The sequence below is a fragment of the Promicromonospora sp. AC04 genome, assembly GCF_003058225.1.
Taxonomy (GTDB): Bacteria; Actinomycetota; Actinomycetes; order Actinomycetales; family Cellulomonadaceae; genus Promicromonospora.
The window spans coordinates 1-12,213 of the sequence record NZ_QBUG01000021.1 but is presented as its reverse complement, the minus strand read 5'-3'; the positions used below and the strand labels follow the sequence as shown (position 1 = coordinate 12,213).

General features: G+C 73.4%; 8 protein-coding genes and 1 pseudogene. 7 read left to right on the top strand and 2 right to left on the bottom strand.

The annotated features are described in order from the left end of the window. The 3 genes and pseudogenes from C8K30_RS30080 to C8K30_RS30070 form a co-directional block, all read left to right on the top strand. A pseudogene (locus C8K30_RS30080) lies at positions 1 to 261 on the top strand (ABC transporter ATP-binding protein); the annotation flags it as partial. 41 nt (positions 262 to 302) lie between these two features. After that, positions 303 to 2,879: an ABC transporter permease gene (locus C8K30_RS30075; protein WP_233257579.1), complete on the top strand. Its 2,577-nt coding sequence runs from the start codon at positions 303 to 305 to the stop codon at positions 2,877 to 2,879. A gap of 100 nt (positions 2,880 to 2,979) precedes the next feature. Further along, positions 2,980 to 5,592, top strand: a complete 2,613-nt coding sequence (locus C8K30_RS30070) for an ABC transporter permease (protein WP_108496585.1) — start codon at positions 2,980 to 2,982, stop codon at positions 5,590 to 5,592. Between the two features lie 77 nt (positions 5,593 to 5,669). Here the strand turns inward: C8K30_RS30070 and C8K30_RS30065 are convergent, their stop codons facing one another. Together C8K30_RS30065 and C8K30_RS30060 are read right to left on the bottom strand one after the other, a co-directional pair. After that, positions 5,670 to 6,377, bottom strand: a complete 708-nt coding sequence (locus C8K30_RS30065; protein ID WP_108496584.1) for a response regulator transcription factor — start codon at positions 6,375 to 6,377, stop codon at positions 5,670 to 5,672. Then, complete coding sequence (locus tag C8K30_RS30060; protein ID WP_108496583.1) at positions 6,374 to 7,900, bottom strand: sensor histidine kinase; 1,527 nt, start codon at positions 7,898 to 7,900, stop codon at positions 6,374 to 6,376. Before C8K30_RS30060 ends, C8K30_RS30065 begins: the two co-directional genes overlap by 4 nt. A 152-nt stretch (positions 7,901 to 8,052) precedes the next feature. Here C8K30_RS30060 and C8K30_RS30055 point away from each other — a divergent pair, with 152 nt between their 5' ends. The 4 genes from C8K30_RS30055 to purE all read left to right on the top strand — a co-directional run bounded on the left by C8K30_RS30055 (position 8,053) and on the right by purE (position 11,969). Continuing rightward, positions 8,053 to 8,736, top strand: a complete 684-nt coding sequence (locus C8K30_RS30055; RefSeq protein WP_026366105.1) for a response regulator transcription factor — start codon at positions 8,053 to 8,055, stop codon at positions 8,734 to 8,736. Between the two features lie 4 nt (positions 8,737 to 8,740). Next, positions 8,741 to 10,096 (top strand): HAMP domain-containing sensor histidine kinase, encoded by a 1,356-nt coding sequence (locus C8K30_RS30050; RefSeq protein WP_108496582.1) that lies wholly within the window; start codon positions 8,741 to 8,743, stop codon positions 10,094 to 10,096. A gap of 149 nt (positions 10,097 to 10,245) precedes the next feature. Next, on the top strand, positions 10,246 to 11,457 hold the full coding sequence (locus tag C8K30_RS30045) for a 5-(carboxyamino)imidazole ribonucleotide synthase (protein ID WP_233257580.1): 1,212 nt from the start codon (positions 10,246 to 10,248) through the stop codon (positions 11,455 to 11,457). Then, positions 11,454 to 11,969 carry a 5-(carboxyamino)imidazole ribonucleotide mutase gene (gene purE / locus C8K30_RS30040; protein WP_108496581.1) on the top strand — a complete coding sequence of 172 codons (516 nt, stop codon included), beginning with the start codon at positions 11,454 to 11,456 and terminating at the stop codon, positions 11,967 to 11,969. The genes C8K30_RS30045 and purE overlap by 4 nt, the downstream gene beginning before the upstream one ends. Positions 11,970 to 12,213: the final 244 nt, after the last annotated feature.

Sequence of the window (12,213 nt, the reverse complement as noted above, 5' to 3'; positions counted from 1 at the left end):
ACCGGCAACCTCGACTCCCGCTCCGGCGCGGAAGTCCTGTCGTTCCTGCGTCGTTCGGTGCGGGAGCTGGGCCGCACCATCATCATGGTCACCCATGACCCGTCCGCTGCCGCGTACGCGGACCGGGCGGTCCTGATCGCCGACGGCCGTATCGCCGGCGACATCAGCGACCCCACCCCCGAGTCCGCGATGGCCGGCCTGGACGCCCTGCGCACCCTCGAACCCGCCGTCACCACCGGTCCGTCCGCGGCGGCCGCCTGATGGCCGGCTCCGCGCCCTCCGTGCGCCTCACCCTGGCGCAGATGCGCCGCAGCGCCGGCCGTCTGGCGTCAGCCGGTGTCGCGATCGCGATCGGCACGGCGTTCGTCGCGGCGACGCTGCTGGCGGGCAACGTCATCACCCGCACGACGTACGACCAGGTGGCGGCCGGCTTCGCCGACTCGGACCTGGTACTCGTCGACGACAACCAGTCGCTGACCGACGCCGACCTCGAGGCGGTGCGGGGCGTCGAGGGCGTCGTCGCCGCCGACACGCAGGCGATGTCCTACACGGAGCTCAACCACGCGGGCACCTCGATCTTCCAGGGCATCGTCGGCACGGCGTCGGACGAGCGGCTCACACCGCTCGAGCTGACCGACGGCGCATGGCCCGCGACGGATACCGAGATCGCGCTCCCCGCGGACGTCGCCGAGCGCCTCGGCATCGGTCTCGGCGACGTCGTCGCCTCGTCCCGCTGGGTCATGGACCAGGAGCCGGTCGTCGGTGCGGACGGCAGCGAGTCGTCCGGGGGCAAGGAGGTCGTCGAGAAGCTGACGGTGTCCGGTCTCGTGGACGACCCGTTCGCGGCGTACGGCGCGATGGGCGGGGCCGCAGTCGTCACGCAGCAGACGCTCGCGCAGTGGCTCGCCGACGAGGCGTCGCCCGGCACCGAGCCGACCACCGACGCCATCGTCGTTGCGCTCGACCGGTCGGCCGACGCCGCCGCGATCGACGCCGTGCGCTCTGCCCTCGCCGCCGCGGTCCCCGCCGCCACCGACGTCACCACGACCGAGGAGCACGCCGAACAGGTCGTCGCCAGCATGTCGGGCGGACAGGACATCGTCTTCCTCGTGTTCGTCATGACCTTCGCCGCCGTGGCCCTCGTGGTCGCCGGGCTCGTCATCGCCAACACGTTCCAGGTGCTCGTCGCCCAGCGTGCCCGCACCCTCGCGCTCCTGCGTTGCGTCGGTGCGACGACGGGGCAGCTCTACCGCAGCGTGCTCCTCGAGGCGGCGATCCTCGGCACCATCGCGTCCCTCGTCGGGATCACCGTTGGTTCCGTCCTGGTCCAGGCCGCGCTCATGATCGCACCGGCCTTCGACCTCGGCGTGCCGCTGCCGGAGGCCATCACGCTCAGCTGGCCGGTGTTCGTCGCGCCGCTCGCCGTCGGCGTCGTCGTGACCCTCGCCGCCGCACTCACCCCCGCCCTCGCCGCGGCCCGGGTTGCGCCGCTGGCCGCGCTCCGGCCGAGCGACGCGCCGACCCTGCGCAAGGGCGCCGGCCGCGTGCGTGCCGTGTTCGCGACCCTCACCACGGTGGGTGGCTTCGCGGTGCTCGGCCTGGGCGTCTGGCTCGGGCTGCAGGGCACCATCGACCTCGGCCTGCTGGCCGCCGTTGGCGGCGGCTCCGTGTCCCTGGTCGGCGTGATCGTCGGCTCGGTGTTCTGGCTGCCCAAGGTCACCGCCGGCATCGGCAGGCTGGTCGGTTCGGCGGGTCCGTCCGCCCGTCTCGCGGCGGCGAACACCCTGCGCAACCCCCGGCGGACGGCGGCGACGTCGACCGCGCTGCTCATCGGAGTCACCCTCGTCGGCATGATGACGACCGGAGCGGCCAGCGCCCGCGTCGCAATGGACAACCAGCTGAACGCGCAGTACCCCGTCGACCTCGAGGTCGCGACCACTACGTGGGACGACGACGGTCAGCAGGTCGCCATGCCGCCGGTGGTCACCGGCGCCGTCGACGGCGTCTCCGGGCTGCGCGGCGTCACCGAGGTCACCTCGGTCACCGCGTCGACCTCCGGCGAGGAAGGGCTGATGGTCCCGGCGATCGCGGCGGCGCCCGACGCGCTGCGCGCCGTCGTGAACACCCCCGACGCGTTCGACGAGCTGAGGCCCGGCACCCTCGTGGTCCCGGACCAGGTCGCCACGGACTACGGCCTCAAGGGGCTCGACGAGATCGAGCTCAAGGGGCCGGGCGGCACCACCACCCTCGACGTCGTGAGCAGCGACGCGCAGTACGCATGGGCGTTCATGGTGCCGGCCGACCTCGAGGCCATCTACCCCGACCTGCGGCCGAACCTGGTCTGGGCGGGCGTCGGTGACGGCCAGGACGTGCCCGACACCGTCGCGGCCGTGCAGGACGCGGTGTCCACCACCGACGAGGTCGTGGAGGTGACCGGATCGATCGTCGAGCGGAACACGTTCCAGCAGGTCATCGACGTGATCCTCGGGATCGTCGTCGGGCTGCTCGCCGTCGCCGTGCTCATCGCGCTGATCGGCGTGGCCAACACCCTGTCGCTGTCCGTCATCGAGCGGACCCGCGAGAGCGCCATGCTACGGGCCATCGGCCTCTCGAAGGGGCAGCTGCGGGCGACCCTCGCCATCGAGGGGATGCTCATCGCGGGTGTGGGTGCGGTGCTCGGCGTCGTGCTCGGCCTGCTGTACGGCTGGGCCGGGGCCGCTACCGCCCTGTCCGCCATGGGAGAGGTGCCCCTCGTGGTCCCGTGGGCCGACATCGCGATCGTCCTCGGCGTCGCGCTGGTCGCGGGGCTGGTCGCCTCGGTCGTGCCCGCGCGCGCAGCCGTGCGCACTCACCCGGTGGCGGCGCTCGCGACGGAGTGACGGCAACGGCACTTCCGGTCAGCACGCGGCAGCCGCACCGACCCGAGGGAGATCTCGTGGACACCATCGTGTACGCCCCGACGACCCGGCAGGCTTCCGCGTGCTGACCACCGACCCCACCGTCCGCCTCGCCCTGGCCCAGATGCGGCGCAGCGTCGGCCGGCTCGCCGCGGCAGGCGTCGCCATAGTGATCAGCACCGCGTTCGTGGCCGCGACGCTGCAGGCGGGCACGATCATCACCCGCACCACGTACGACCAGGTGGCCGCGCAGTACGCCGACTCCGACCTCGTCGTCTTCGACCGACGGGGCACCATGACCCCGGCAGACGTCGACGCGGTGCGGGCAGTCGACGGCGTTGCGGCGGCCGACGGGTTCCACGGCGCGTACGCGGAGCTCAACCACGGCGGCCGGACGGTCTACCAGTCGCTCGTCGCGACCCCCTCCGACCCGCGGCTGTCGCCGCTGGTCCTGGCCGACGGCGCCTGGGCGGACGGTCCCGATCGCATAGCGCTCCCCGTGGACGTCGCGGAGCTCTTCGGGGTCTCCGTCGGCGACACCATCGCGTCGACCCGCTGCCTGCGCGGCAGCCACCCCGCCGCGGACAAGGACGGGGCCGAGTGCTACGGCGGCCAGGACGTCGTCGAGCAGCTGACGGTGTCCGGCCTCGTCGACGACCCGCTGGGCACCTATGCCGCGGGCGGCGGCGTGGCCGTCGTCACCCCGGCCGCGCTGGAGCGGCGGCTCGCCGACGAGGCGGGCGCCGCCGGGCCGCCCGGCATGAGGACGCTGGTCGTGGCCCTGGACAAGCCCGGCGACCAGGCCGCCGTCGAAGCGGCCGAGGTCGCCCTCGCCGCGGCCGTCCCGTCCGCCACGGGGGTCACCACCCCCGAGGAGTACGCGGAGGACGTCGTCTCGGCGATCTCGGACGGCCAGAACATCGTCTACCTCGTCTTCGCCCTCGCCCTCGCCGCGGTCTCCCTGGTGGTCGCGGGGCTCGTCATCGCCAACACCTTCCAGGTCCTGGTCGCGCAGCGGTCGCACATCCTCGCGCTGCTGCGCTGCGTGGGCGCGAACACCGGACAGGTCTACCGCAGCGTCGTGCTCGAGGCGGCGATCCTCGGCGTGGTCGCCTCGGCGGCGGGCATCGTCGTCGGCTCCCTGCTCGTGCAGGCCGGGCTCCTGGTCGCGCCGAGCTTCGATCTCGGGGTGCCGCTGCCGCGGACGATCACCCCGAGCGCACCCGCGCTCCTCGTGCCGCTCGGCGTCGGCCTGCTGGTGACCCTGGCGGCCGCGCTCGCCCCGGCGCGGGCCGCGTCGCGCGTCGCCCCGCTCGCCGCCCTGCGTCCTGACGACGCGCCGAGCCTGGGCGGGACCGGTCGCGCCCGCGCGGTGTTCGCCGGGCTCGCCACCGTCGTCGGGCTCGCGGTCATGGCCGGAGGTGTGGTCCTCGGCATGTCCGGCACCATCGACGTCGGGCTGTTCGCCGCGGTCCTCGGCGGCTCCGTGTCGCTCGTCGGCGTCATCGTCGGGTCGGTCTTCTGGCTGCCGCAGGTCGCCGCCGCCGTCGGCCGCCTCGCGGGGGTCGGTGGACCGGCGGCACGCCTCGCGTCGGCGAACGCGCTGCGCAACCCCCGCCGGACGGCCGCGACCTCTACCGCGCTGCTCATCGGCGTCACCCTGGTCTCCATGATGACGACGGGCGCCGCCAGCGCGCGCGTCGCCATGGACGACGAGCTGGACGCGCGCTTCCCCGTCGACCTCCAGCTCACCAGCACGACGTACGACAGGAACGGTACGGCCGCCGCCGTGCCCGCCACCGTGATCGACGCCCTGGACGGCGTCGACGGGCTGCGCGCCGTGGTCCAGGTGACGAACGTGTCCGCCGAGCGGGCGGACGGCGGCAGGCCCGTGCAGGTCGCCGCCGTCGACCCGGCCGACCTGCGGTCCGTCGCGAACACGCCCGCCGACGCCGAAAGGCTGCGGCCCGGCACCATCGTGGTCCCGGAGCGGGCGGCCACGCTGTACGGCCTGGAGGGTCTCCACACCCTCGGGCTCACGGGGCCGGGCGGCGAGGTGACGCTGGACGTCGTGCACAGCGACTCCCAGGCCGACCGGGCCTACCTGACGCCGCAGGACCTCGCGGCCTTCGCCCCGGGGCTGGAAGCCGGCGAGGTGTGGGCGGCGGTCGACGACGGCCGCGACGCCGCGGAGGTCGTCTCCGCGGTGCAGGCTGCGGTCTCCACCACCGGGGAGACCGTCGGAGTCGCGGGGATAGTCGTCGAACGGTCCGCCTACCAGCAGATCATCGACGCGATCCTCGGGATCGTGGTCGGACTGCTCGCCGTGGCCGTGCTCATCGCCCTGATCGGCGTGGCCAACACCCTGTCGCTGTCCGTCATGGACCGCACCCGGGAGAACGCCGTGCTCCGGGCCATCGGGCTCTCGAAGGGCCAGCTGCGGGCCACGCTCGCCGTCGAGGGCATGGTCATCGCGGGTGTGGGTGCGGTGCTCGGCGTCGTGCTCGGCCTCGTGTACGGCTGGGCGGGCGCCACGACCGCGCTGTCCGTCCTCGGCAGGGTGCCGCTCGTGGTCCCGTGGGCCGCCGTCGTGGCGGTCATCGCCGTCGCCCTGGTCGCCGGCCTCGTCGCCTCGGTAGTGCCGGCCCGCGCCGCGGTCCGCACCCGCCCGGTAGCGGCTCTATCGGCGGAGTAGCCGCCGTTGAGTGCTGGATGTTCGCCCCGTAGGCCAGCCGAGAAGGGCGAATATCCAGCACTCAACGGGGGGACGGGTCAGGAGCCCGGGCGGACCAGGCCCGTCTCGTAGGCCGTCACCACGGCCTGGACGCGGTCGCGGGCGTCGAGCTTCGACAGGATGCGCCCCACGTGCGTCTTGACCGTCGCCTCGGCGACGAACAGGTCGGACGCGATCTCCGTGTTGGACCGCCCTCGAGCCATGAGCACCAGGACCTCCCGTTCGCGGCCCGTCAGGGCGCGCAGCGCCTCCTGCGGGCCCTCCGCCTCCTCGGGCGGCAGCGCCGTGACCAGGCGCTCCATGAGCCGCCGCGTGGACGACGGCGCGATCACCGCGTCGCCCTGGTGCACCGTTCGGATCGCCGTGAGCAGCTCCTCCGGCTGGGCGTCCTTGAGCAGGAAGCCGCTGGCCCCGACCCGGATCGCGTCGAGCACGTACTCGTCCAGGTCGAACGTCGTCAGCATGACGACGCGGGGGTCGCCCGCCGCGGCGCGGCCGCCGTCGGCCAGGAGCGCGCGGGTAGTGGACAGGCCGTCCATCCCCGGCATGCGCACGTCCATGAGCACGACGTCGGACGCCGTGGTGGCGAGCAGGCGCAGCGCGTCGCGGCCGTCGTCGGCCTCGACCACCACCCGCAGGTCGGGCTGGGAGTTGATCACCATGCGCAGGCCCGCCCGGACCAGGGGCTGGTCGTCGACGAGCGCGACCCGCACGGGTGCGGCGGATGCGTCGGGGGCGTAGGTCATCGTGCTCCTCGGGTGTCGTTCGGGACGGCCTGGGCGGTCCGGTCCTCGGGCTGCTCGGGTGCAGGGTCCGGCTGCCCGGCGTCGGGCTCGTCCCTGGGCGGGCTGTCGGACGACCGCGGGATCGGCACGACGAACCGGACCGAGAACCCGCCGCCCCGGCGCGGCCCGGCGGTGAGCGTGCCGCCGAACATCTCGGCGCGCTCGCGCATCCCCAGCAGACCGTATCCGGCCGCGGGCACCGGGTCCTCGGGGCCGGGGGAGCTGTCGGCGGCCAGGCCGCGGCCGTCGTCCTCCACGCGGAGCTCCACCTCGTCCTCGCCCCAGCGCAGCATGATGGTGACGGCGGGGCGGGGGCCGGCGTGCTTGCGCACGTTGGTGAGGGCCTCCTGGCAGATCCGGAACAGCGTGAGCCCGACGCCGGGCGGCAGGCGCCGCTCGACGCCCACCCTGGCCCAGGAGACCCGCAGGCCGTCGTCGCGGGCCTGGTCGACCAGGTCGCTGATGTCCGCGGCGTCGGGCTGGGGCCGCAGGGGCGCCACGCTGCCCGACGACGGCGCCGGCGCCGGGCGGGTGGCTCCCGGCCCGCCGGTGCCGCGCGCGGCACCGGGCAGGCCCGTTCCCGAGCCCGCACCGGGCCGTGCTCCGGGCCCCGCACTCGGCCCCGCACCAGCCCCGGCACCAGGCCCCGCACCGAGCGCCGACAGCGGCGGCCTGGCCGAGGTGTCGTCCGGCGCGACCAGGCCCAGCGGCGTCGTGCCGCGGCCCGGGCCCTCCCGCAGCACGCCGAGCAGGCGGCGCATGTCGGCCAGGGCCGCGCGGCCCGTCTCGGCGATAGTGCCCAGGGCCCGCTCGGCGGCGGCCGGGTCGGCGGCCGCGGCGTACCGGCCGCCGTCGGCCTGCGCGATGACCACCGACAGGGAGTGGGCGACGATGTCGTGCATCTCGCGGGCGATGCGGGCGCGCTCGGCGGCCGTGGCGATCTGCGCCTGCTGGTCGCGCTCGATCTCCAGGCGCTCGGTGCGGTCGCGCATCGCGACGAGCATCGCGCGCCGCGACCGGCGGACCAGGCCGAACGCGAAGGCGCAGGCGAGGACGGCCGCCGTCGGGATGATGAGCAACAGGCTGTCCACCGACATGCTGAGCGAGAGACCGAGGGCCACCGAGCCGAACGCGGCCATACCGCAGGCCATCCGGTATGCCCATCGGGGACCGTAGACGGTGACGCAGTAGACCGATACGACCGCCGCGAAGTCGGCGGCGATGACCGGCAGGTCGAACACCCACAGCTGCAGCATGCACGCGACGAAGATCGCGATGCACGACGCGACGGGGCGGGTGCGGCACCAGGCGAGCGGCGCGAGCACGAGGATCGAGGAGACGATCAGCCACGTGGAGTCGAAGCGGTCCGCGTAGAGGGACAGCGCACCGGGGACCGCGACGAGGCCCGCGAGCACCGTCAGGGAGAGGTCGACGAGGAACCGGTATCGCTCGGACCAACCCGCCCACCGCTCGTACCAACCCATGCAGGTCAGACTAGGTGGAACCGTTGCGTGGGCGCGTCATACCGTGGTAGCACTTGCGCCATGGCCCACTCTGCCGAAAGGATTCGGTTGGGCAGCCATAACGTGGGTCCCCGGGTGGCGCCAGAGCGCCGGTTATGCCCTACGATGGCGAAATGACTCACGTACTCCTAGCCGAGGACGACCCGGCCATTGCCGAGCCGTTGGCACGAGCGCTCTCCCGTGAGGGATACGACGTCGTCGTGCAAGGAACCGGCAAAGGTGCGATCGAGAGCTCGACCGGTGCGGACATCGTAGTTCTGGACCTGGGCCTTCCCGATATGGACGGGCTCGATGTCGCGCGCGAGATCAGGGCCAATGGCCTCACCGTGCCTGTCCTGGTGCTGACCGCCCGTGCCGACGAGGTAGACCTCGTCGTGGGCCTCGATGCCGGCGCCGACGACTACGTCACCAAGCCCTTCCGCCTGGCCGAGCTGCTCGCCCGCGTGCGGGCGCTGCTGCGCCGCTCGCACGGCGAGACCGGCGAGGAGGAGGAGCTGCACGCGCAGGACGTCCGCGTCGACGTCTCCGCGCACCGCGCCTTCCAGGGTGACCGCGAGCTGCACCTGACCACGAAGGAGTTCGACCTGCTGCGCGTCCTCGTGCAGAACGCCGGCTCCGTGGTGGTCCGGGACACGCTGATGCGCGACGTGTGGGGCTCGGACCCGGTCGGTTCCACCAAGACGCTGGACATGCACGTGTCGTGGCTGCGCCGCAAGCTCGGCGACGACGCGAACGCCCCGCGCTACGTCTCGACCGTTCGCGGTCTCGGGTTCCGCTTCGAGATCGGGGCGAGCTAGCCAGATGCGCGCCCGCGTACTGCAGGCGACGATCGCCGCGGTTGCGGTCGCCGTCCTGCTCCTGGGCATCCCGCTCGCGATCTTCAGTGCCCGGTACATCTACGGCCAGGAAGTCCAGCGAGTCGAGACCCGGGCGCAGGACCTCCTGGCTTCCGCCGTAAACTCCTACGAGCGCAACCGCTCCGCCGCCGAGGCCGGGTTCGTCGACCAGTCGGTCGTCGATCGCGCCGTACAGCCCCAGAGCAACGACATCGTCGCGTACGTGACGGTGAACCAGCCGAACGGCGAGCAGCTGGTCTCGGGCGATCCCGTGGCCGGTGCGACGATCGACCGGGGGCTCACGTCCGCGGAGCAGCCCGTCATGGGTGTGGTGATCTCCGTATCGGCCTGGCCGGCGTACATCAAGGCGATCAACGTAGTGGTGCTCGTGGTGTTCGGCAGCGTGGGCGGGTTCGCCGCGGGCGCCGTCACGGCCGCCTGGCAGGCCAACCGGCTGGCACAACCCTTCGTGTACCTCGCGGCGTCGGCCGAACAGCTCGGCGCGGGACAGGTGCGTCCACGGCTGGACCCGTCCGGCGTCGAGGAGATCGACCTGGTCGCGGCCGAGCTGGCGCGAAGTTCCGACCGGCTGGCGGCCCGGCTCGCGGTGGAGAGACAGTTCACGTCGGACGCCTCGCACCAGCTCCGCACGCCGCTCACGGCGCTGACGATGCGCCTGGAGGAGATCACGCTCACCTCCACCGAGCCCGAGGTGCAGGAGGAGGCCCGGATCTCGCTCGAGCAGGTGGAGCGGCTGGTCGGGGTGGTGGACGACCTGCTCACCCGCTCGCGGCGCGCGCAGGGCGGCACCACGGAGTCCGTCGACGTCATGGTCGTCTTCCACCAGCAGGAGGAGGAGTGGCGCGAGTCGTTCGAGCGCGCGGGCCGGCACCTGAACGTCGAGGACTCGGGCGGTGCCCGCGTCCTGGCGACCCCCGGTGCGCTCGCCCAGGTGCTGTCCACCCTGCTGGAGAACTCGCTCAAGCACGGCGACGGCACCACCACCCTCCGGATCCGCGAGGGGCAGCGGGGGGCCATGGCCGTCGAGGTCACGGACGAGGGCGACGGCGTACCCGAGGACATGCAGGGCAAGATCTTCGAGCGCGGCGTCACGTCCGGTGACGGGACGGGCCTGGGCCTCGCCCTGGCCCGCGACCTCGTCGCGGCCGACGGCGGCAACCTCCAGCTCACCCAGCGCACCCCGCCGGTGTTCTCCGTGTTCCTCTCGGGCGTGCCCAAGACGCTCGACCCGCACCAGGTGCTGCCCGTTGGGTCCAAGATCTCCAGCTTCGGCCAGAAGAAGGGCCGCGGCCGCCGGTAGGCTTCACCGACGTGAGTGCAACAGTCGATTCCCTCCCGGCCGACCGGCCTTCCTCCTCGGGTGAGCTGTCCGGCGCCGTGTCGCCCGGTGCGGCGCCGTCCTCCGGACCGCCCGTCGTGGCGGTGGTCGGTGGCGGGCAGCTGGCCCGCATGATGGCTCCCGCTGCCGGCGAGCTGGGCATCCGGCTGCGCGTCCTGGTGGAGGACCCGGCGTCGTCCGCGGCACAGGTCGTGACGGACGCCCCGGTGGGCGCGGCCTGGGATGAAGCAGCGATCCGCTCGCTCATCGCGCCCGACGCCGACCGCGCCGCCTCCGTGCTCACGTTCGAGCACGAGCACGTGCCGAACGCCCTGCTCACGGACCTCATCGAGCACGGGACGCCGGTGCGCCCCGGCCCGCACGCGCTCGTGCAGGCGCAGGACAAGATAGTGATGCGGCAGCGGCTCACGGAGCTGGGCGTGCCGTGCCCGCGGTGGGCGCCGCTGCCGTCGTCGTCCCCGCAGGAGGGGCAGGCCGCCCTGGCGGCCTTCCTTCAGGAGGTGGGCGGCGAGGCCGTGGTGAAGACCTCCCGCGGCGGCTACGACGGCAAGGGCGTGCGGGTGGTCTCGTCCGCGGACGAGGTCGCCGAATGGTTCGCGGCCGTGGCCGACGGCGGCCCGCAGCTGCTCGTCGAGGAGAAGGTGCCGTTCACGCGGGAGCTGGCGGCGCTGGTGGCCAGGCGGCCCTCGGGCGAGGTGCGAGCGTGGCCCGTCGTGGAGTCGGTGCAGCGCGACGGCGTCTGCTCCGAGGTGATCGCCCCGGCGCCCGGCCTGTCCGCCGAGCTCGACGCCACGGCTCGCGAGATCGCGACGACCGTGGCCGAGGGCCTGGACGTGACCGGCGTGCTGGCCGTCGAGATGTTCGAGGTCGCCGGGCCGGACGGGACACCGACGGTGCTGGTCAACGAGCTCGCGATGCGCCCCCACAACAGCGGGCACTGGACCATCGACGGTGCCGTGACCAGCCAGTTCGAGCAGCACCTGCGCGCCGTCCTGGACCTGCCGCTGGGCGCCACCGAGCCGACGGCTGCCTGGACCGTCATGGCGAACGTGCTGGGCTCCAAGCTGGGCGAGCTCACCGACGCGCTGCCGGACGTGCTCGCCGCGTTCCCCGAGGCGCGCGTCAACCTATACGGCAAGGGCATCCGGCCGGGCCGCAAGCTGGGGCACGTGAACGTGAGCGGCGACGACCTGGACGAGGTCCGGCGTCGGGCCGTCGCGGCGGCGGCCCTGCTGCGGGGCGAGGCACCGGCGGGGCTGCGGGCCGAGCCCGCCCCGTGGGTAGAGCCGGTCGAGACCACCGAGGAAGAGGCGAAGGCATGAGCACCAACCCACAGGTCGGCATAGTGATGGGGTCGGACTCCGACTGGCCCGTCATGCAGGCGGCGGCCGAGGCGCTGGGCGAGTTCGATGTGCCGGTCGAGGTCGACGTCGTGTCCGCCCACCGCATGCCCACCGAGATGATCGACTACGGGCGGCAGGCCGCGGGCCGCGGGCTGCGCGTGATCATCGCGGGTGCGGGCGGCGCCGCGCACCTGCCCGGGATGCTGGCGGCGGTGACGCCGCTGCCCGTGATCGGGGTGCCGGTGCCGCTGAAGTACCTGGACGGCATGGACTCGCTGCTGTCGATAGTGCAGATGCCGGCCGGCGTGCCCGTCGCGACGGTGTCGATCGGCGGGGCGCGGAACGCGGGCCTGCTAGCGGCGCGGATCCTGGCCTCCGGCGCGGGCCCCGAGGCGGCGGCCCTGCGGGAGCGCATGGAGGCGTTCCAGGCGGAGCTGTCCGAGGTGGCGCACGCCAAGGGCGCCAAGCTCCGCGCCCAGGCACGCGGCTAAGGTCCTGGGCCGAATCAACCGGGCCTGAGTCGACCGGGCCCGAACCAGGAGCCGGAAGCCCTGTGTCGGAGAAGGCTGCTCGGTGTCGGAGAAGGTGCCCGGTGAGACAGGTACTCCCCGGGGTGTGTTGCCGACAGTAGACATCGTCTACTGTCAGTGTTTCGGGTGGCTGGTCTGGGACTGGCTGGTCAGGCTGGCGTCTGCCGCCTGGCGCGTGTGACTCAAATGTCTACTGGCCCTCACC

Coding starts and splice junctions, on each gene's coding strand:
- C8K30_RS30075 (WP_233257579.1), top strand. CDS start 303: ATGCGCCGCAGCGCCGGCCGTCTGGCGTCAGCCGGTGTCGCGATCGCG.
- C8K30_RS30065 (WP_108496584.1), bottom strand. CDS start 6,377: ATGACCTACGCCCCCGACGCATCCGCCGCACCCGTGCGGGTCGCGCTC.
- C8K30_RS30060 (WP_108496583.1), bottom strand. CDS start 7,900: ATGGGTTGGTACGAGCGGTGGGCGGGTTGGTCCGAGCGATACCGGTTC.
- C8K30_RS30055 (WP_026366105.1), top strand. CDS start 8,053: ATGACTCACGTACTCCTAGCCGAGGACGACCCGGCCATTGCCGAGCCG.
- C8K30_RS30050 (WP_108496582.1), top strand. CDS start 8,741: ATGCGCGCCCGCGTACTGCAGGCGACGATCGCCGCGGTTGCGGTCGCC.
- C8K30_RS30045 (WP_233257580.1), top strand. CDS start 10,246: ATGATGGCTCCCGCTGCCGGCGAGCTGGGCATCCGGCTGCGCGTCCTG.
- purE (WP_108496581.1), top strand. CDS start 11,454: ATGAGCACCAACCCACAGGTCGGCATAGTGATGGGGTCGGACTCCGAC.